This window comes from Kribbella sp. NPDC051952 (assembly GCF_040680855.1).
Lineage (GTDB): Bacteria > Actinomycetota > Actinomycetes > Propionibacteriales > Kribbellaceae > Kribbella.
In genome coordinates, this window is the sequence record NZ_JBFAXQ010000025.1 from 1 (window position 1) to 18,914 (window position 18,914).

18 protein-coding genes are annotated in these 18,914 nt (G+C 68.2%); 10 read left to right on the forward strand and 8 right to left on the reverse strand.

The genetic code is table 11. The features are described 5' to 3' along the window. Positions 1 to 38: 38 nt before the first annotated feature. The 4 genes from AB0L70_RS33595 to AB0L70_RS33610 are packed head-to-tail and all read right to left on the reverse strand — an operon-like array spanning position 39 to position 3,721. Positions 39 to 440 (reverse strand): VOC family protein, encoded by a 402-nt coding sequence (locus AB0L70_RS33595; protein ID WP_363690821.1) that lies wholly within the window; start codon positions 438 to 440, stop codon positions 39 to 41. Continuing rightward, complete coding sequence (locus AB0L70_RS33600; RefSeq protein WP_363690822.1) at positions 440 to 2,146, reverse strand: MOSC and FAD-binding oxidoreductase domain-containing protein; 1,707 nt, start codon at positions 2,144 to 2,146, stop codon at positions 440 to 442. The genes AB0L70_RS33595 and AB0L70_RS33600 overlap by 1 nt, the downstream gene beginning before the upstream one ends. After that, positions 2,143 to 2,988 (reverse strand): DUF427 domain-containing protein, encoded by an 846-nt coding sequence (locus tag AB0L70_RS33605; RefSeq protein WP_363690823.1) that lies wholly within the window; start codon positions 2,986 to 2,988, stop codon positions 2,143 to 2,145. Before AB0L70_RS33605 ends, AB0L70_RS33600 begins: the two co-directional genes overlap by 4 nt. Positions 2,989 to 3,001: 13 nt before the next feature. Next, positions 3,002 to 3,721, reverse strand: coding sequence for an SDR family oxidoreductase (locus tag AB0L70_RS33610; RefSeq protein ID WP_363690824.1), 720 nt, complete (start codon positions 3,719 to 3,721; stop codon positions 3,002 to 3,004). A 166-nt stretch (positions 3,722 to 3,887) separates the two neighbouring features. Here AB0L70_RS33610 and AB0L70_RS33615 point away from each other — a divergent pair, with 166 nt between their 5' ends. Beyond that, positions 3,888 to 6,620 carry a LuxR C-terminal-related transcriptional regulator gene (locus tag AB0L70_RS33615; RefSeq protein WP_363690825.1) on the forward strand — a complete coding sequence of 911 codons (2,733 nt, stop codon included), beginning with the start codon at positions 3,888 to 3,890 and terminating at the stop codon, positions 6,618 to 6,620. Here the strand turns inward: AB0L70_RS33615 and AB0L70_RS33620 are convergent. Beyond that, complete coding sequence (locus AB0L70_RS33620) at positions 6,609 to 7,604, reverse strand: aminoglycoside phosphotransferase family protein (protein WP_363690826.1); 996 nt, start codon at positions 7,602 to 7,604, stop codon at positions 6,609 to 6,611. The two genes, AB0L70_RS33615 and AB0L70_RS33620, sit on opposite strands and share 12 nt — an antisense overlap. A 68-nt stretch (positions 7,605 to 7,672) precedes the next feature. Here AB0L70_RS33620 and AB0L70_RS33625 point away from each other — a divergent pair, with 68 nt between their 5' ends. From AB0L70_RS33625 to AB0L70_RS33645, 5 genes are all read left to right on the forward strand, one after another. Beyond that, on the forward strand, positions 7,673 to 8,683 hold the full coding sequence (locus AB0L70_RS33625; RefSeq protein ID WP_363690827.1) for an acetylxylan esterase: 1,011 nt from the start codon (positions 7,673 to 7,675) through the stop codon (positions 8,681 to 8,683). Between the two features lie 75 nt (positions 8,684 to 8,758). Next, positions 8,759 to 9,178, forward strand: coding sequence for a VOC family protein (locus AB0L70_RS33630; protein ID WP_363690828.1), 420 nt, complete (start codon positions 8,759 to 8,761; stop codon positions 9,176 to 9,178). Further along, complete coding sequence (locus AB0L70_RS33635) at positions 9,175 to 10,125, forward strand: RNA polymerase subunit sigma-70 (protein WP_363690829.1); 951 nt, start codon at positions 9,175 to 9,177, stop codon at positions 10,123 to 10,125. The genes AB0L70_RS33630 and AB0L70_RS33635 overlap by 4 nt, the downstream gene beginning before the upstream one ends. A 10-nt stretch (positions 10,126 to 10,135) precedes the next feature. Next, on the forward strand, positions 10,136 to 10,879 hold the full coding sequence (locus AB0L70_RS33640) for a beta-phosphoglucomutase family hydrolase (RefSeq protein WP_363690830.1): 744 nt from the start codon (positions 10,136 to 10,138) through the stop codon (positions 10,877 to 10,879). Then, entirely contained in the window at positions 10,876 to 13,248 is a 2,373-nt protein-coding gene (locus AB0L70_RS33645; protein ID WP_363690831.1) for a glycoside hydrolase family 65 protein, read from the forward strand. Before AB0L70_RS33640 ends, AB0L70_RS33645 begins: the two co-directional genes overlap by 4 nt. A 43-nt stretch (positions 13,249 to 13,291) precedes the next feature. On the opposite strand, the gene AB0L70_RS33650 is transcribed toward AB0L70_RS33645, so the two are convergent. Together AB0L70_RS33650 and AB0L70_RS33655 are read right to left on the reverse strand one after the other, a co-directional pair. Further along, positions 13,292 to 13,546: a hypothetical protein gene (locus AB0L70_RS33650; RefSeq protein WP_363690832.1), complete on the reverse strand. Its 255-nt coding sequence runs from the start codon at positions 13,544 to 13,546 to the stop codon at positions 13,292 to 13,294. A 106-nt stretch (positions 13,547 to 13,652) separates the two neighbouring features. After that, complete coding sequence (locus AB0L70_RS33655) at positions 13,653 to 14,468, reverse strand: hypothetical protein (protein ID WP_363690833.1); 816 nt, start codon at positions 14,466 to 14,468, stop codon at positions 13,653 to 13,655. A gap of 165 nt (positions 14,469 to 14,633) precedes the next feature. Here AB0L70_RS33655 and AB0L70_RS33660 point away from each other — a divergent pair, with 165 nt between their 5' ends. Further along, positions 14,634 to 15,713: a crosslink repair DNA glycosylase YcaQ family protein gene (locus AB0L70_RS33660; protein WP_363690834.1), complete on the forward strand. Its 1,080-nt coding sequence runs from the start codon at positions 14,634 to 14,636 to the stop codon at positions 15,711 to 15,713. Between the two features lie 32 nt (positions 15,714 to 15,745). Beyond that, a complete protein-coding gene (locus tag AB0L70_RS33665; RefSeq protein ID WP_363690835.1) occupies positions 15,746 to 17,131 on the forward strand; it encodes a ricin-type beta-trefoil lectin domain protein in 1,386 nt (461 codons plus the stop codon). Positions 17,132 to 17,134: 3 nt separating this feature from the next. Here AB0L70_RS33665 and AB0L70_RS33670 read toward each other — a convergent pair whose 3' ends face one another. Next, positions 17,135 to 17,908, reverse strand: a complete 774-nt coding sequence (locus AB0L70_RS33670; protein ID WP_363690836.1) for a sigma factor-like helix-turn-helix DNA-binding protein — start codon at positions 17,906 to 17,908, stop codon at positions 17,135 to 17,137. A gap of 258 nt (positions 17,909 to 18,166) precedes the next feature. On the opposite strand from AB0L70_RS33670, the gene AB0L70_RS33675 reads away from it, so the two are divergent. Next, positions 18,167 to 18,391, forward strand: coding sequence for a hypothetical protein (locus AB0L70_RS33675; RefSeq protein WP_363690837.1), 225 nt, complete (start codon positions 18,167 to 18,169; stop codon positions 18,389 to 18,391). 13 nt (positions 18,392 to 18,404) lie between these two features. Then, positions 18,405 to 18,905: a DinB family protein gene (locus AB0L70_RS33680; RefSeq protein ID WP_363690838.1), complete on the forward strand. Its 501-nt coding sequence runs from the start codon at positions 18,405 to 18,407 to the stop codon at positions 18,903 to 18,905. Positions 18,906 to 18,914: the final 9 nt, after the last annotated feature.

Below are 18,914 nucleotides of genomic sequence, written 5' to 3' on the forward strand. Positions count from 1 at the left end.
CCTAGCCGCCGACTACCCCGAGGCCGTCCTCTGGACCCTCACCAACTACCCCCAAGCCCAACGCTTCTACGAATCAACCGGCTGGACCCCCGACGCCGTTCCGGATCAGCTCCGGGAGCGAAGTCGCCGGCCCAGGTATCGATCGGTGTCTTGTGCCGGATGTCGCCGACTTTGATGCCGCGCGCAACCAATTCCTGGTGGGCCGCCTCGATGTCGGCGACGACGAGATAGTTGGCGCGGGCGGATCCCGGCGAGGCGTCGCTCAGACCTTCGCCGAACTGGATCGAGCAGGCCGAACCGGGCGGCGTGAACTGCACGACGCGGAAGCCGTCGCGCGGGTGATAGTCCACGTCGAGGTTGAAACCGAGCGAGGTGTAGAAGGCCGAGGCAGCGTCAACGTCGGTGACGGCCAGGGTGATGACTTCGAGCTTGTAATCCATCACATGTCCAAAACGAGATCGGTGGTTGGGCGGGCACAGCAGATCAGGGCCTGGCCGCTCGGAGGCGACTCCAGCGGTGTGGGGGAGTAGGTGACCTCGCCGGACAGCACCGGCGTCACGCAGGTCTGGCAGACACCGGAGCGGCAGCTGTAGCGAGTCGGTACGTCGCATGCCTCAGCCAGCTCGAGCAGACTGCCGTCCCCACTGGCCGTGGAGATCCCGCTGCGAGCAAAGGTCACCAGAGGTCCGGTGCCAGCCTCCGCGGGCTGATGAGGCGGCCGTACGGTCCGGTCGGTCACACCTGGGTTGATCGCGGCCAGTGCACCGAACAGCTCGGTGTGGATCCGTTCGATCCCCACCGCGGTCAGCGCCTCGCGCATGTCGGTCATGAAGCCGGCCGGCCCGCAGATGTACGCCGATGCATCGGCAGGCAGCTGCAGTTCGGCCAACCGGTCCTTGGTGAGTCGTCCGCCGGTCGAGGAGTAGTAGATGTGCTCGTGCGCGTTCGGCAGCGTGCTCAGCAGCTGCTGCGCTTCGGCGGCCAGTGGCTGCTCAGCCGGACCCCGAGCGGTGTGAATCCACCACACCTCGCGAGTACTGCGTTCCGCTGCCAGCGTCTGCAGCATAGACATCACCGGAGTAACCCCGATCCCGGCCGAGATCAGCACGACCGGTTCGGTGCCGTCCTCGAGCACGAACTCACCACGCGGAGCAGCAACCTCCAGTACGGCGCCAACCGCGAGCTTGCTGGTCAGATAGCCGCTCGCAACTCCGTGCGGCTCGTGCTTCACGCTGATCCGGTAACTGCCGGCCCCGGGGAGGGAGGACAGCGAATAGCTGCGCACCGGGACCGGCAGGCCGGCATCCGGCAACCGGAACGTCAGGTACTGACCGGGCCTGGCCGCCGGCAGCTTCATGTCGTCCACAGCGGCCAGACTGATCGACGAGACCGTGGCCGTTTCGGGGACCACATCGACCACCCGCAACTGCCGGAACCCCTCCCATGCCGGCGGGGTCGCCGCGGACGCGCCCGCCGCCGTGAACGTGGTCTGCTCGCTGGATGCCTCGAGCAACTCGCGGAACGAGCCCTGCCAGCCCGGACTGAGGGCCGGGATCTGCAGAGCACGCCGTACGGCGTCGAGGTCGCGGTCCGGCAGATACAGCAGGGCATCCGTGTCGGCGACGGTCAGCGCGCCTGGTCCGGTCCGGGTCTTCACGATCGCGTCGCCGGCCTGGATGCGGCCCTCCGTGATCACCCGGAAGTAGAACCCCGGCCGGTGATGACTGACGAGCAGTGCGGGCAGCTCGGGCTCGCCCATCCGCATTCCGACGCGGTAGCAGGTGACTCGCGGCTGTGTCACCTCGAACTCGGCCTCGCCGATCTGGTAGCGGTCGCCGATACACACCTCGTGGTCGGGCAGCCCGTCGACGGTCATGTTCTCGCCGAACTGCCCGTAGACGAAGTCGTCCCGGCCGAAGTGCTGCGACCAGTGGTGATACGAGTCCATTTGATAGACGAAGACCGCGCGCTGCTCACCACCGTGGCCGCCCTTGTCGCCCTGACCGTCTCCGTCGAGGTTCAGCCGCCGGGCCATCACCGGGCCGTCGACCTGCTCCTTCCAGACGCCGGTGTAGACGGTCTTCCCGTTCCAGGTGACGTTCTTCGGCAGGCCGACATTCACCGACAGCAAGCTGGCACTGGTCATCCGGACAGTTCCTCCACGGTCAGATCACGGTCGATCCCATGCGAGACCACACCCTGCCCAGGCTCCTGCCGCAGCCGCTTCCCGTCCAGTTCCACCTCGATCTTGTCCGGCTCGAACGAGACCATGCCGGAGATCCGCCGTACCTCGGTCCAGGCGTCCTCGTAGGACCACGCGGCGCCGTCGGCGTAGTAGCTGCACAGACCCTTGTAGGGGCAGAAGGTCTGGCCCTCGACCGGAGTCAGCGCGTTCTCGTCCACGTCCTCGCGCGGCACGTACCACCGCGGCGCGAAGCCCGATTCGTAGAGCACCAGCGGCCGCGAGGTGTCCGCGATCACCTGGTCGCCCTTGCGAACGATGAGGTGCCGGCTGGTCTGCCGGATGTCGATCCGGTGGTAGGCGTCGGCGGCGTGCCCGACGATCCGCTCGTCCTCCTCGTAGAACGCGTCCATCGCCCGCCAGGCGAACGCGACCCGTCCCTTCAGATCACTCGCGTAGTCAGGCAGCTCGGTGTGCTGCCAAGCGGCCCGCGCCTTGCTGTCCGACCCGGCCGCGACGGTGAACCACGACGTCACGCCGAGGTCCTTGTGCTTGGTGGTCCGCTCTTCAGCAGTGAGTACGTCGGCCACCACGTCACCCAGCGGGAAGTACGCCACCGGATACCGGGCCGGCTCGTGCAGCAGTACGACGTCCTCACTGTCAGCGATCCAGGTGTCGCCGAACCGGACCCGCATCCGGCGACGCAGCGGCTCCGCGAAGAGCAGTCGCTCGGGGAGCTCGACCGGAACCAGGAAGCGGCCGATCGAGGCGGTGGCGAGCGGTCCTTGTTGCCAGGACAGTCCCATCAGTCGTCTCCTGTCAGATCAGTGGTTCGCCGCCGTCGACGCGGAGCGTCGTACCGGTGACGAAGGTGCTGGTCATCGCGTACAGAACGGCCTCCGCGATGTCGTCCGCGGCCCCGATCCGCCGGGCCGGATTGCGTGTGGTCAGGTCCTGGAAGTACTTCGCCTTGCCTTCGTCACCGAGCGCGTCCCAGGCGCCGGTGTCGATCACACCGGGGGAGACGGCGTTCACCCGGATCGGCGCGAGCTCCAGTGCGAGCGACCGCGCGAGTACGTCGGCAGCACCGTTCGTGATCGCGACGGCGAGAGTGCCGACCGCGATCTTGTTGGCGGCGACACCGGAGAAGATCGTGATCGAGCCACCCTCGTTGATGCGTGGCGCGAGGTGCTTGGCCAGCATCAGCGGGCCGATCACCTTGGTGTCGAACGACAGCCGGACCGAGTCCCGGTTCAGGTCGGCGAGCTTGCCGCGAGCCCGGGCCGAGGCGGTGGAGACGATGTGGTCGATGCTTCCGACCCGCTCACCCAGGGCCACGATCGAGGCCTCGTCGGTCAGGTCGACGTACTCGGTGCTGACACCGGGCTCATCGGCGTACGCCTCGGCGAGCTTCTCCTGACTACGCCCCGCGGCGATGACCTGGGCTCCGGCCTCTCGTGCGGCCATCGTCACCGCCCGGGCGATCCCGCCGCCGCGACCGACGACGAGCACGGTCTTGTCCTTGAGCGTTCCGGTCATGAGGAGGTCCTTCCGAGAGCTTGAGCGATTACGGATCCCGAACGGCGACAACGGGCAGTCAGCGGCTCGGTGCGCACTGCATGAGCGTGCGACCTGGGCAACCTCGCTCGCATCCGCCAGTGGCTGGCCACCTCCACCAGTCGGCGCCAGGAGATAGCGTGAGCCTGTGCATGGGCCTGCGGTGTCGAAGTTGGCGCTGACCGGCCGCCAAGCCGAGTGCGGCGTACTCGATCAGGTGATTGGGGCAGTGCGGTCGGGGGAGAGTCGCGCGCTGGTGCTGCACGGGGAGGCAGGGGTCGGCAAGAGCGCCCTGATGGACTACGTCGTCTGCCAGGCACAGGACTTCGACGTCACGCGGGTCGTGGCTGTGCAGTCCGAGATGGAGCTGGCGTTCGCCGGCCTGCACCAGCTGTGTGCGCCCGCGCTGCATCTGCTCGGGGAGCTGCCGGCACCGCAGGCCGAGGCGCTGCGGACCGTGTTCGGCATCAAGGCCGGTCCGCCGCCGGACATGTTCATGATCGGACTGGCGGTGCTGAGCCTGCTGTCCGAGGCGGCGGCGCACAAGCCGCTGGTGTGTCTGGTCGACGACCAGCAGTGGCTGGATCGGTGCTCCGGGCAGATCCTCGCCTTCGTGGCGCGTCGGCTGGGTGCCGAATCGGTCGGGCTGATCTTCGCGACCCGTGCAGTCGGTGGCGTCCTCGATGGCGTACCTGAGCTGCCGGTCCACGGTCTGCGAGACGCGGACGCCCGGCGGTTGCTCGACGCCGAACTGTCCGGACCGATTGATGCGCAGGTGCGTGACCAGCTGGTGGCCGAAGCCCATGGCAATCCGCTCGCCCTGCTGGAGCTCCCGCGCGGCATGACTCCGGCGCAGCTGGCCGGCGGCTTCGGTCTGCCCGGTGCAGGCAGCATCGAGGAGAGCTTCGTACGCCGGGTGACCGCGATGCCGGCCGAGACCCGGCGGCTCCTGGTCCTCGCCGCAGCCGATCCGACCGGCGACAACGCGCTCGTACGACGTGCTGCCGGCCTGCTCGGGATTGGTCCGGAGGCGGCTGCGCCGGCGACTGATGCCGGGCTGGCCGAGTTCTCGACGCGGGTCCGGTTCCGGCATCCGCTCGTACGGTCGGCGGCGTACCACTCCGCGTCGGCGGGGGAGCGGCGTGAGGTCCACCGGGCTCTGGCCGAGGTGACGGATGCCGAGGCCGATCCGGATCGGAGGGCTTGGCATCGGGCGCAGGCCGCCGCCGGACCGGATGAGGAAGTCGCCGCGGAATTGGAGCGGTCAGCCGGGAGAGCGCTGGCCCGGAGTGGATACGCCGCGACGGCCGCGTTCTTACAGCGGTCGGCCGCACTGACCCTGGACCCGGCGAAACGAGGCGATCGTGCGGTCGCGGCCGCGCAGGCTGAGCTGAAGACGGGTGCGTTCGAATCGGCGGCCGAGCTGCTTGCCATGGCCGATGCGGAGCAGCTCAGCGAATTCCAGCGGGCCAAGGCCGACCTCATTCGGGCCCAGCTCGCGTTCTGCACCAACCGCGGTAACGACGCGCCACAGCTGATGCTCGCGGCGGCCAAGCGGCTGGAGTCCGTGGACGTCGAGCTGTCGAGGGCGACGTACCTTGATGCCTTCTCGGCGGCAATCTTCGCGAGTCGGCTGGCCACCCCGGGCGGTGACGTCTTCGACATCGCGCATGCGGCCGCTGGGGCACCACGGCCGCCGGTGACTCGTTCAGTCGACCGGCTGCTCGACGGCACCGCGCTGTACTACGGGGACGGGTACGCGGCGGGTGCGCCGGCACTGCACGAAGCACTCGCGTGCTCCAGCACCGACCTGACGGTCGATGAGGAACTGCAGTTCCTCTGGATGGCGACCACGACGGCGCTGCGATTGTGGGACGCAGATCGCTGGGAACAACTGTCCAGGCGGCATGTGCAGCTGGCTCGGGAGACCGGTGTTCTCAGCAACGTCGGCCTCGCGCTGACGTCGCTCGCCTACGTGTCCGTGTTCGCCGGTGAGCTGGATGCGGCCGCGACCCTGACCGACGAGGTCCAGACGGTCAACGAGGCGACCGGCGGCCAACTCGCGCCGTACGGGCGGCTGGCGCTGGCGGCGTACCGCGGCGACCGGGACGAGACGCTCGCCCTGGTCGAGGCCACCAAGCAGGACGGGACCCGGCGCGGTGAAGGCATCGGCATCGTGTTCGCCGAGTGGGCGGCCGCTGTGCTGGCCAACGGTCTCGGCCGGTACCAGGATGCGGCCGTCGCGGCACAGCATGCGACCGAGGACTCCCGCGACGCTCGGTCGATGATGCTGGCCCCGAGCGAACTGGTCGAGGCCGCGGTCCGGATCGGGGCGATCGACACCGCACACCGTGCCGGCCAGGTGCTCGCCGACATGGCCACCGCGACCGGCACTGACTGGGCGCTCGGGGTACACGCCCGCTCCCAGGCGTTGCTGAGTGCCGGCGAAACCGCGGAACGCCTGTATCGCGAGGCGATCGCGTACCTGGAGAAGACCCGGCTCAAGGTCGAGCTTGCCCGCGCCCACCTCCTGTACGGCGAATGGTTGCGCCGGGAGCGACGCCGTACGGATGCGCGCGAGTACCTGAAATCGGCGCACGGAATGTTCGAGGCGATGGGGATCGCCGGCTTCGCCGAACGGGCCCGCCGCGAACTCCAGGCCGCCGGCGGAACCGCTCGCAAACGCGTCGTCCCGGCGGAGAGCGAACTCACCGCGCAGGAGGCCCAGATCGCCCGGATGGCTCGCGACGGCCTCTCCAACCCGGAGATCGCGACCCGCCTGTTCATCAGCGCCCGCACGGTCCAGTACCACCTCCGCAAGGTGTTCCCGAAGCTCGGGATCACCTCCCGCAGCCAACTGGACCAGGTCCTACCGCGCTAGCGGTAGCGGCTCCGTCAGCGCAGTGCGGGCGTCGAGCGCATCGATGGCGGCGAGTGAGGTTCGGTACCAGCGCACGCTGTGCTGGAAGACCGACTGGAACAGGTTGCTGAACAGCGCGAAGCGGAAGTCCCACCAGCAGAGGTCCCAGCTGTAGTCCGGCACCCCCAGGGCCTTCCAGTAGTACCGCAGCAGCTCCCGATCCCGGCTGGGTCGGTCATCGGACGGCACCACGCTCAGGCAGTAGGCGAGATCGTGCGGCCCGAGGCCGGGCTTCAGTTCGGACCAGTCGATGACCTTCGGTCGCGGGTCGCTGCCGGTGAAGAACACGTTGCCGAGGAAATGGAAGTCGCCGTGGATCAGGGTGATCGCCCGGCCGCCGGCGACGCGGGCCTTGAACTGCCGCTCCCACGCCTCGAGCACCTCATCGATCGTCGCGCGCTCCGCGTCGTCCAGCTCGGCGGCCTCGGCGAAGAACCGATCGGCCTCACGACGTACGGCGGCGGCCTGTCGTGTGATCACCTCCGGCGGCCAGGCCTGCGCGGAGCTGGTCGCCGAGGGCTCGAGTTCGGGCGCGCCGCTGACGTCGTTCCAGAAGTGCGCGTGCAATCCGGCCAGCGCGTCGATGGCGCCGTACAGCTGCTCGTCCGACACCTCCGCGCCGACAATGCGGTAGCCGGCCGCGAGCAGGTCCTCGCTCACGAGCAGGACAGGCCCGTCGCCGCCCGGATCGATTGCGCCCAGCAACTGTGGTGCCGGGTGGTCCCACTGTGGCGCGAGCTCGGCGAAGAACCGGATCTCCCGACGGGCCGCTGCCACGCCGGGCCCGGTCGCATGCTTGGCGATGACGGTCCGGCCGGAGCCGTCGGCGCTGCGCACGAGCAGCCGGGCGACATCCGCCGACGAGGCCGCGAAGGTGTCGATCACCTCGACCGCCGTAACCGGCGTACCGAGAGCGGCACTCAGCTCGGTGGTGGAGAAGGTCATGACGGCTATGTTCCACCAGTGGGACACCGTTTTCCGAGGTGGGGTGGTCTGACGTAGGTTTGTTGCTCATGGCCATGTTCGATCTTTCCCTCGACAAGCTCCGCGAGTACCGGCCCGAGGTCGCCGTACCCGCTGATCTGGTCGACTTCTGGCGCCGCTCGATCGAGAAGGCGCGCACCGACGACCTGTCCGCCTCGTTCACGGCGATCGACAACAAGCTCGCCGTCATCGACACCTACGACGTCACGTTCGCCGGTTTCGGCGGCACGCCGGTCAAGGGCTGGCTGCATGTGCCGGCCGGCGCCACCGGACCGCTGCCGACGGTCGTGCAGTACTTCGGCTACTCCGGTGGCCGCGGCTTCGCGCACGCCACGAACCTGTGGGCGCAGGCCGGGTACGCCCACTTCGTGATGGACACCCGCGGTCAGGGCTACAGCGCCGGCGGCATCGTCGGTACGCCGGACGACAGCGCGTACGCCGGTCTGAACCACACCCCGGGCTTCATGACCGCGGGCATCACCGACCCGGAGACGTACTACTACCGGCGCGTGTTCATCGACGCGGTCCGCGCACTCGAAGCCGCCCGGACCTCACCGTTCGTCGACCCGGACCGGATCATCGTCACCGGTGCCAGCCAGGGCGGCGGTATCGCGATCGCGGCGGCCGGGCTGGCCGGACTGGCCGGGATCGACCTGCTCGGCTGCGCTCCCGACGTACCGTTCCTGTGTCACTTCCAGCGTGCGCTGGAGATCACCAACCGGGAGCCGTACGCCGAGATCACCCGGTACCTGAAGGGGTTCCGGCAGGACGTGGATGCGGCGCTGCGGACGCTGGGGTACTTCGACGGCGTCAACCTCGGGCGGCTGGCCACGGCGCCGGCGCTGTTCTCGGTCGCGCTGATGGACGCGACCTGCCCGCCGTCGACCGTGTTCGCGGCCTTCAACCACTACGGGAGCGCTGACAGGTCGATCGAGGTGTACCACTACAACGAGCACGAGGGTGGCCAGACGTACCAGCAGGTCGCTCAGCTCGACTGGTTCGCGAAGATCTTCGGAACGGAATCATCGCCGGACCGATGAGTTTCCGGGCGGCGCTGCGTTACACGGTCAACAGCGTCGGTCAGACTGAGGCCGACCCGAACGCAGGAGGCCGTCATGGACTGGAAGCTCGAACTCGTCATCGTCCCGGTATCGGACGTGGACCGGGCGAAGAAGTTCTACGTCGAGCAGCTCGGATTCCACGAGGACGTCGATCACAGCGTCGGTGACTCGTTCCGGGTCGTACAGCTGACCCCGCCGGGATCGGCATGCTCGATCAGCATCGGTATCGGGCTGACCAAGGCCGAGCCGGGCACGTACCAGGGCACGCACCTGGTGGTGACCGACATCGAGGCGGCCCGGGCCGAGCTGGTCGAGCGGGGCGTGGAGGTCAGCGAACCGTTCCACTTCGGCGCGCAGGGCCAGCAGCCCGGCGTCAGCCCGAAGCGCGGTGACTTCGAATCCTTCCTCACCTTCGCGGACCCGGACGGCAACGGCTGGACGGTCCAGGAGGTCGGACACAACCGCCGCCCATGACGACTCTCGAAGAGGCGGCGTTCGCGGGGGATGAGACAGCGTTCGCCGACCTCGCCGGGCGGCATCGGCGGGAGTTGCATGTGCACTGTTACCGGATGCTGGCGTCCTTCGACGATGCGGAGGACGCCGTCCAGGAGACCCTGCTGCGCGCCTGGCGTGGCCGGGGCTCGTTCGACGGCCGGACCTACTTCCGGGCCTGGCTGTACCGGATCGCAACCAACGTCTGCCTCGACGTCGCCCGGCGTACGACGTCATCCGGTGAGGTGGCGTGGTTGCAGCCGTACCCGGACCGGATGCTCGACGAGATCGCCCCGCCGACCGATCAGCCCGACACGGTCGCGGTGGACCGGGAGACGATCGAGCTCGCGTTCCTGATTGCGTTGCAGGCGCTGCCGGCCCGGCAGCGTGCGGCGTTGATCGCCCGCGACGTACTCGGCTGGTCGGCCGCGGACACCGCCGTACTCCTGGAGACCAGCGTGGCGGCGGCGAACTCCGCCTTGCAACGAGCCCGGGTGACCATGCAGCAACGGTTGCCGGCTCGGCGCGCCGACTGGACCGCGCAGCCGACCGCCGAGGAGCGCGAGGTGCTGGATCGGTTCATCGACGCGCACCAGCGGTGCGACGCCGCGGCGGCGATCGCGATCGCGGCCGAGGAACTGCGCGTGTCGATGCCGCCGAACCCGGCGCGCTTCGACGGACTCGCGGCCGTGCTTCCGCTGTTCGAACGAGCGTTCGGGCCGGAGCGGGACGGCGACTGGCGGCTGGTGCCGACCTGGGCGAATCGGTTGCCTGCGGCAGCTTCTTATCTGCGCCGGCCGGGGGACACGGTGTTCCGCGCGTTCAAGCTCGATGTGCTCCGGATCGGCGACGGCAAGATCGTCGAGATAGTGACGTTCGGCTACTCCCGTTTCCCGGCCTTTGGCCTCCCGGCCCGATTGACCGCCTAATGTGGGCGACATGCTGGGACTGCCTGCCGAGATCCGGGTCTGCCTGTTCGACCTGGATGGCGTGCTCACCGATACCGCCGCCGTACATGCCGCCGCCTGGAAAGAGATGTTCGACCAGTTCCTGCGCGACTACGCGCAGGAACACGGCATCCCCTTCGTCCCGTTCGACGCCCGCCACGAGTACGACGCGTACGTCGACGGCAAGCCCCGGGCCAACGGCGTCCGGGACTTCCTCACTTCCCGCGGCATCACGCTGCCCGACGGCCTCCCGGACGATCCACCGGGCGCGATGACGGTCAACGGACTCGGCAACCTCAAGAACGACGCAGTCCAGCGCCGGATCCGGACCGACGGCGTACACGTGTTCGAGGGCTCCCGGCGCTACCTGCAGGCCGCCGAGCAGGCCGGGCTCCGGCGAGCGGTGGTGTCGTCCAGCGCGAACACCCGCGAGGTGCTCGACGTCACCGGACTCGCGCAGTACGTCGAGGAGATCGTGGACGGCGTGACGATCCGGACCGAGGGACTGCCCGGGAAGCCGGCGCCGGACACGTTCCTGGCGGCGGCTCAGAAGTTCGGGGTCGAGCCGTCCGCGGCGGTGGTGTTCGAGGACGCGCTGGCGGGGGTGACGGCCGGCCGGTCCGGGCGCTTCGGGTTCGTGATCGGAGTTGACCGTGTCGGACAGGCCGACGAGTTGAAGCTGCACGGTGCTGACGTCGTGGTGCGCGACCTGGCCGAACTGCTGGAGGGCGAATGATCAACCGCGGACACCACCCGATCGAGCCCTGGCGGCTGCGGGAGACCCGGCTGGCGCTCGACAAGCTGGCCCAGTCCGAGTCGCTGTTCGCCTTGTCCAACGGGCACATCGGGCTGCGCGGCAACCTCGACGAGGGTGAGCCGTACGGCATCCCCGGCACCTACCTGAACTCGTTCTACGAGCAACGCCCTCTCCCGTACGCCGAAGCCGGCTACGGCTACCCCGAGTCCGGCCAGACGCTGGTCGACGTGACCAACGGCAAGCTGATCCGGTTGCTGGTGGACGACTCGCCGTTCGACCTGCGCTACGGGTACCTGAGCAAGCACGAGCGCTCGCTCGACTTCCGCACCGGCATCCTCGAGCGGGACGTGGACTGGACCTCGCCGGGTGGGAAGCGGATCAAGATCCGCAGCCGCCGGATGGTGTCGCTGACCCAGCGCGCGGTCGCCGCGATCGAGTACACCGTCGAGGCGGTGGACCAGCCCGCGCGGTTCGTGATCCAGTCCGAGTTGGTGGCCAACGAGGCGCAGCCGAAGCTGTCGGACGATCCGCGGGTGGCCGCTGTCCTTGACAACCCGTTGAAGCCGGTCAGCCACGACGGTGGTGAGAACGGCGTCGTCCTGATCCACCGGACCACGCGCAGCCGTCAGCTGATGGCCGCCGCGATGCACCACGAGGTGGACACCACGGCCCGCTATGCGATGGACCTCGACGTCCGCGAGGACTGGGCGCGGTCGACGGTGATCTGCCAGCTGCAGCCGGGCGAGAGCGTGCGCGTGGTGAAGTACCTGGCCTACGGCTGGTCCAGCCTGCGGTCGGAGACCGCCGTTCGCGATCAGGTCGCGGCTGCGTTGGCGAGTGCTCGCTTCTCCGGTTGGGACGGGCTTACCAAGCAGCAGGTCGACTTCCTCGATGACTTCTGGGACGGCGCCGACGTGGAGGTGCAGGGGCACCCGGAGCTGCAGCAAGCTGTGCGCTTCGCGCTGTTCCACGTCCTGCAGGCCGGTGCGCGCGCGGAGCGCCGGGCGATCCCGTCGAAGGGACTCACCGGCGCCGGCTACGACGGCCACACGTTCTGGGACACGGAGGGTTTCGTCCTGCCCGTGCTCACGTACACGATGCCCGACGCGGCTGCCGACGCATTGCGCTGGCGACATTCGATCCTGCCGATGGCCCGCGATCGCGCCGGGGAACTGGGCCTGCGCGGCGCAGCCTTCCCGTGGCGGACGATCCGCGGTCAGGAGTGCTCGGGTTATTGGCCCGCTGGTACGGCGGCGTTCCACCTCAACGCGGATATCGCCGAGGCGGTGATGAGGTACTTCCGAGCGACCGGCGACGAGCAGTTCCTCGAAGAGGTCGGTCTGGAGCTGTTGGTCGAGACCGCCAGGCTGTGGATCTCACTCGGCCACCACGACCGGGACGGACGCTGGCACCTGCCCGGCGTGACCGGACCGGACGAGTACAGCGCTGTTGCCGACGACAACGTTTTCACGAACCTGATGGCCGCGCGCAACCTGCGCTCCGCCGCCGAGACCGCGGCCCGGCTGCCGAACCTCGCGCGGGAGTTCGGTGTCGACGCGGAGGAGGAGGCGTCCTGGCGTGACGCGGCCGCCGCTGTGTATGTGCCGTACGACGAGGAGCTCGGCGTACACCCGCAGTCCGAAGGCTTCACCGGGTACGCCGTCTGGGACTTCGAGGCGTACAAGGACAAGTACCCGCTGCTGCTGCACGCGCCGTACTTCACGCTGTACCGCACGCAGGTGATCAAGCAGGCCGACCTGATGCTGGCGACGTACTGGTGTGGCGATGCGTTCACGGCCGAGGAGAAGGCGCGCAACTTCGACTACTACGAGCGGCTGACGGTCCGGGACTCGTCTCTGTCCGCGTGCGTGCAGGCCGTGATGGCGGCGGAGGTCGGTCACCTGGACCTGGCCTACGACTATGCGTACGAGGCTGCGCTGATCGACATGCGGAACCTGCACCACAACACCGGGGACGGCCTGCACATGGCGTCGCTGGGTGGTGCGTGGAGTGCGCTGGTGGCCGGATTCGGTGGCTTGCGGGACAACGACGGGCGGCTGTCGTTCGATCCCGCGCTGCCGCAGGGGCTGTCCGGGCTGAGCTTCGCGATCCGCTGGCGTGGGGTCCGGGTGAAGGTCGAGATCGATCCGGTGGCGGTGAAGTACTCGGTGCACGACGGCGAGGACGCCCGGGTCACCTTGTGGCATGCGGGGGAGGAGATCATCCTCACCCCGGACCAGCCGGTGATCCGGACGTTGGAGAAGCGCCGGCCGTTGCTGCCCCGGCCGCCGCAGCCACTCGGCCGCGAACCGCGGGCGGCGATGGCCAGCAACGACCCGGAGAGCTGAGGGCCGGCGCTTCTGGTGTGGTGCCAGTTCTTGGGGTCTGGTGCTAGTTCTTGGCCTTCGCCGAGAGCGACTCCGCGGTGCCGACCAGCAGCACCGAGGCGACCACGGCGGCGATGAAGCCGAGGATGTTCAACTCGAAGATGCCGCCGGTACCGAGCAGGCTCGCGATCGTGCCACCGATGACCGAGCCGACCAGGCCGAGCAGCAGCGTCGCGAGCAGGCCGAGGCGCTGCTTGCCGGGCGTGAAGAGCCGCGCCAGTGCTCCGATGATGAGTCCGGCGACGATGAAGCCGATCATGTTCTGTGTCCTCCGTGTGCCAAGGGGTTCTGCTCTCCAGTCTCCGGCCACCCGGACGTCCGGGGCAGGGGAGTTCACCCTGATCGCACCCGGATCCGACCCCTGGTCAGCCCTGCGCGAGGGCGTCGTACAGCCTGGTGGTCTCGAGGAGTTCCGGCGTGCCCTCTAGCACGTTGAGGACCGAGGTGCCGGTCTGCTGGGCCGCGTGCTCGTCATTGCCGAGCAGGGCCTTGTAGCCGGCCCGGCAGCTGGACTTCGCGCCGAGGATCTCGGCGTAGAACTCGGCGCCCTGCAGGTCGGGGTGTTCCTTCAGCAGTTGCAAGGTGTTCTTCGTGCATTTGAGCAGTGCCGGCGCGGCCTTGTTCGCCTTGAATTTCGAGAACAGGGAGTCGGCCAGTCCCTTCGCGACGAAGTACTCCGCGCTCGACCGCTTGTCCCGCATGTAGCGCACGCCGGCTGGTTCCTTGACCACGTCGGTGAGTGCGCAGACGGCCCACTGCGGCGGCACGATGAACACCTGCGTCAGCGGCACGTACGCCGGCAGTCCGCTGTCGACTCCCAGGCTGCCGGAGTTGACCGCCGCGCTGAGTGCGGCCTTCGACGCATCGTCGGCCGGACTCGCGTACGGCGCCGCGACCAGCCGCGTGGTGAAGTCCGCATCCGGTACGACGATGACGGACAGGCTGCCGGTGTTCTTCAACAGCATCGAGGTGAGCGTCGGATCGGTGCTGGCCTCGAGCTGCACGCCCTCCATCTCGGCCTTCGGTGCCAGTGCCACCGTCGACTGCTTGCAGTCCTTGGCCGGCGTCGCCTTCGCGGGACTGGTCGGAATGATGATCGACGGAGTCGATTCCGGAGCTGCGCTGCCGTCGCTGTAGTCCGCGCCCTCGGCCTTCGAGCAGCTGACCGCGGTCACTGCCACGAGTAGAACTGTCAAGGGCACAAAAGCCCGATCACGTACCGCCACGACGCCCCCCTGCACCATCAGGTCCCCACCTGCTCCCAGTCTCGCATTACAGGCAGTAGTGGACAACGCCTGACACGTTCCCCGCCGGAACTGTCGATGGTTTGGCCTAGCCTTCCGGTCGTGACTCCTCACCAGTTGTCCCGCCGCGACGCCCGCCGGATCGCCGTACGGGCGCAGTTGCTGACGGCCGAACGGCCGGACGATCTGTTCGAGCTCGTGCGGGGTCTGACCATGATTCAGCTGGATCAGACCGCTTATGTCGCGCCCAATGCGGACCTGGTGGCGTGGAGTCGACTGGGTTCGTCGTACGACCCGAGGGAGCTGGCGGACGCGTTGGAGTCGCAGCACCTGCTCGAGTTGCGTGGGTTCGTCCGGCCGTTGGAGAGCCTGGTGCTGTATCGGGCCGAGATGGCGGAGTGGCCGGGGCGCGGCGAGCTGAATGAGTGGCAGGAGTATTTGCGCGACTGGGTCATGGCCAACGAGGGCTGCCGGTTGGACATCCTCGAGCGGTTGCGTCAGGACGGCCCCTTGGTGCTGCGGGAGCTACCGGACACTTGCGTCGTACCGTGGCGGTCGTCGGGCTGGAACAACAACAAGAACGTGCCGCGGTTGCTCGATCTGATGGTGCAGCGCGGCGAGGTGGCGGCCGCGGGCCGGGAGGGTCGCGACCGGTTGTGGGATCTGGCCAGCCGGATCTATCCCGACGATCCGGTCGTGCCGTACGAGGACGCTCGCCGGATCCGGGACGAGCAGCAGTTGCGTTCACTCGGGATCCTCCGTGCCAGAGGTCTCGAGACAGTTGGGGAACCTGCGGTCATCGATGGTGTCCGGGGCCAGTGGCGCGTCGATCCCGAGCTGCTCGGTCAGCCCTTCTCCGGACGTACGGCGATCCTGTCGCCACTCGATCGACTGGTGTACGAGCGGAAGCGGATGACCGACCTGTTCGAGTTCGACTACCAGTTGGAGATGTACAAACCCGTTGCCGAGCGCAAATGGGGATACTTCGCGCTGCCGATCCTGTCGGGTGACCGGCTGGTCGGGAAGGTCGACGCGATGTCTGATCGCAAGGAGGGTGTCTTCCGGGTCGACGCGATTCACGAGGACGCGCCGTTCTCGAAGGCTCTCAGCGCCGCGGTTCAGCGGGAACTGCGTGACCTGGCCGACTGGCTCCGATTGGATCTGATGGTCGTCAGCCATTGACTGACGGTGGATGTTCACGTGAACATCTGGTCGTGAGATCAACCGCCCGCCGTATCGCGTCCGTCGTACTCGCCGTCGCCGCCCTCGCCGGCGCCCTCACTGGCGCCTTCGTCATGCCCGCTGCCGCGAGCGGCACGAACGACTTCCGGGGGGTGAACTGGGCCGATCCGCGGGACAACTACGCCGACGACGAGGTGGTCCCGTCCGGGCTGAGTACGGCGGACGACTACCGCACGACGTACCGGAAGGCGACCGGGATCGTCAGCGAGTTCCGGACCGAGCTGAAGGCGAACACGATCCGGCTGCCGATCAACCCGTCGAGCGTGGGGACCACCTGGTGGAAGTCCTACCGCGCGGCGATCGACGCCTCCGTCGCGAACGGTTACAAGGTGATCCTCAGCTACTGGGAGGCGGACAACGCGAAGGACGGTCGCGTCGATGACCCGGCCAAGTACGCCGCGATGTGGGACACGGTCGTGAAGGCGTACGGCAAGAACTCGCACGTGTACTTCGAGCCGATGAACGAGCCCTTCGGCTACTCGCTGACCGAGTGGGTCGCGCTGACCTCGTCCTGGATCGCGCGGCATCACAACGTCCCGCGCAGCCGGATCGTCATCTCCGGCACCGGCTACAACGACAACGTCACCGGTGTCGGCGCCGCGCCCGAACTCAAGGGCACGCTGCTTTCCCTGCATTTCTACGGTTTCTGGGCCTCCGACACCACCGAGGCGGCCTGGCTGGCGAACCTGCGGCCGCGGATCGGCTCGTACGGCTGGCGCACGATCATCGACGAGGCCGGCTCACCGATGACGATCGGCCTGAATTACGGCAACCACGAAGGCAACGTCTACACCGCCTACCTCGGCGCCCTGACCCAAGTAGCCCACGAACAGAAGCTAGGCATCGTCTACTGGCCCGGCCTACGAACCGGCGACTCCTACTCGATGACCACACAGGTCGGACCGCGCGATCTTCAGGTCAACAGCCAAAGTGGGCGCGCGCAACTGTGGTGGGGCTGGGGTCTGCTGAAGAAGGAGCCGACGAACACCTTGCCGCCCGCCCCGCCGGGCGAGCCCTTGCGTGGTGTGGCCAGCGGTCGATGCGTCGACGTACCGGGCTTCTCCACGAGTCCTGGTACGGCGCTGGACCTGTGGGACTGCAACAATGGCGGCAACCAGTCCTGGAACCACACGGCCAACGGGGAGCTCACTGTGTACACCGACAAGTGCATGACCGCGGGCGCCTCCACCACCATCGAGAGCTGCACCGGCGCGACCAACCAGACCTGGCAACTCAACGCCGACCAAACCGTCACCAGCACCGCCGGCTGCCTCACCGCCACCGGGACCGACAACGGCGTGGCCGTCATCACCGCGCCGTGTACCGGCGCCGACGATCAGAAATGGACGCGGTCCTGAGGGTCACCGGCCGGAGATTCTGCGGTTGAGGGAGAAGAGCCGGCCGAGGACCGGCATCAGGATGATGTTGAGGCCGTGCAGTACGCCGATGATGAGCAGGATGCCGCCGATCCGGCCGACCTCGAAGGCGACCTGGGCGGGGTGGACGAGCGGCCCCCAGTTCTCCCGCGGCTCGAAGCTGACCGTGAACAGGACGTAAGCGGAGAAGATCAGGTAGTACACGATGTCGGTCAGCACGATGTAGCTCTTGCCGGTCTGCGGATTGTCGTGGAAGACATCCGCCGCGTAGGCCCGACCGAACCGTTTGATGAACGGCCCGAGCCATAGCGCCAGCGCGATCAGCAGTACGTCGGTGAACACCTCGAGGATCCACCAGTCCAGCACGGGACGACCGTTCTCCCGTGCGTGAAGATCAGGATGATTGCCGTCAGCAACACAATGCCGGCAGCCAGTCCGAGCACGGTCCGGGTGAGCCGGCGTCGCCGGACCCGGTCGTCGGCGATGCTGCCGAGCACCCGGTCGCAGATGGGTCTTGACCGAGTTCGGCGACAGGCCGAGGGTGTCGGCGATATCGGCGATCGACAGTTCGAGGTAGTAGCGCAGTACGACACAGTCCCGCTGGCGCCGGGGGAGTGCGCGCAAGGCGTCGATCACCGCCCGCCGGCTCTCACCTTCGGTGGCGTGGTCCTCGGCCGAGCGGTCGTCCGGATCGGCCGGGAGTCGGTGCCGGAGCGAGACCAGGCCGCGGCGGTTGTGGTCGCGGGCCAGGTTGATCACGATCGACCCCCAGGTAAGCCGCCGCGCGGTCCTGATCGTGGATCCGCTGCTGGCTGCGGGCCAGCGTCGGCATCCGGCCGCACCTCGTCGGCGGACAGATTCGCAGCCGCATCCATAGCCCCCATCACCCCTACGGACGAGTGACCCGCCGGACCGGGTGACAGGGCAAGCAGAGATCTTTCGCTGTCACCCGCGACTCGGCGATGCCTCGTCTGTCGTAGTGATCCGTGCTCCCAGCATGGACGCCGAGGGGGAGAGATGACAGTACGAGTGCTGACCACGACCGCGGCTGGGCTTGGTCTCGGGGTGGGCTGGGGTATCGCGGCCCGGGTCTGGATGCGGCTGATCACCACCGAGCCGGAGTTCAGCTGGACCGGGACCGCGTTCATCATCGGGCTGACCGGAGTCTGCGGTCTGGCGCTCGGGTTCTTGTACGGCGTCCGCGGCAACGGCTCCACCGATCAGAGGTGGACCCGGTCCTGACTACATTCGCCGGATGAACCTGATCGACGAGGATCTCGCCCGTACGGCGGGCGAGCGGGAAGTGCTCGAGGCGTTTCTGGATGCGCACCGCAAGGACGTGGTGGGCAAGCTCCGCGGTCTGTCCGAGTCGGACGCACGGCGCCGGCTGGTGCCTTCGCTGACCACACCGATCGGCTTGGTCAAGCACCTCACCGGAGTAGAGCGCAACTGGTTCCAGCACACCGTGGCAGGCCGACCGCGCGATGAGATCAAGGGCGAGTCAGCCGGCGGGGAGGCGAGCTGGCACCTCGATGACACCGAGACCATCCCCGACATCATCGCGGCCTACGAAGAGGCCTGCGCCGAGTCCCGCCGGATTGCCGCCGATCTCCCCCTCGACCACGTCGTACCCCACCCCCGCCTCGGCGAAGTCTCCCTCCGCTGGATCCACGTCCACCTGATCCGCGAACACGCCCGCCACGCCGGCCACGCCGACATCCTCCGAGAACAACTAGACGCCGCCGCCGACGCCTGATCACGAGGT

Bases quoted from the DNA above. Each gene is read 5' to 3' on its own strand.
- AB0L70_RS33635 (WP_363690829.1), top strand. From the start codon at position 9,175: ATGACGACTCTCGAAGAGGCGGCGTTCGCGGGGGATGAGACAGCGTTC.
- AB0L70_RS33605 (WP_363690823.1), bottom strand. From the start codon at position 2,988: ATGGGACTGTCCTGGCAACAAGGACCGCTCGCCACCGCCTCGATCGGC.
- AB0L70_RS33630 (WP_363690828.1), top strand. From the start codon at position 8,759: ATGGACTGGAAGCTCGAACTCGTCATCGTCCCGGTATCGGACGTGGAC.
- AB0L70_RS33625 (WP_363690827.1), top strand. From the start codon at position 7,673: ATGGCCATGTTCGATCTTTCCCTCGACAAGCTCCGCGAGTACCGGCCC.
- AB0L70_RS33650 (WP_363690832.1), bottom strand. From the start codon at position 13,546: ATGATCGGCTTCATCGTCGCCGGACTCATCATCGGAGCACTGGCGCGG.
- AB0L70_RS33620 (WP_363690826.1), bottom strand. From the start codon at position 7,604: ATGACCTTCTCCACCACCGAGCTGAGTGCCGCTCTCGGTACGCCGGTT.
- AB0L70_RS33640 (WP_363690830.1), top strand. From the start codon at position 10,136: ATGCTGGGACTGCCTGCCGAGATCCGGGTCTGCCTGTTCGACCTGGAT.
- AB0L70_RS33610 (WP_363690824.1), bottom strand. From the start codon at position 3,721: ATGACCGGAACGCTCAAGGACAAGACCGTGCTCGTCGTCGGTCGCGGC.
- AB0L70_RS33600 (WP_363690822.1), bottom strand. From the start codon at position 2,146: ATGACCAGTGCCAGCTTGCTGTCGGTGAATGTCGGCCTGCCGAAGAAC.
- AB0L70_RS33680 (WP_363690838.1), top strand. From the start codon at position 18,405: ATGAACCTGATCGACGAGGATCTCGCCCGTACGGCGGGCGAGCGGGAA.
- AB0L70_RS33595 (WP_363690821.1), bottom strand. From the start codon at position 440: ATGGATTACAAGCTCGAAGTCATCACCCTGGCCGTCACCGACGTTGAC.
- AB0L70_RS33645 (WP_363690831.1), top strand. From the start codon at position 10,876: ATGATCAACCGCGGACACCACCCGATCGAGCCCTGGCGGCTGCGGGAG.
- AB0L70_RS33675 (WP_363690837.1), top strand. From the start codon at position 18,167: ATGACAGTACGAGTGCTGACCACGACCGCGGCTGGGCTTGGTCTCGGG.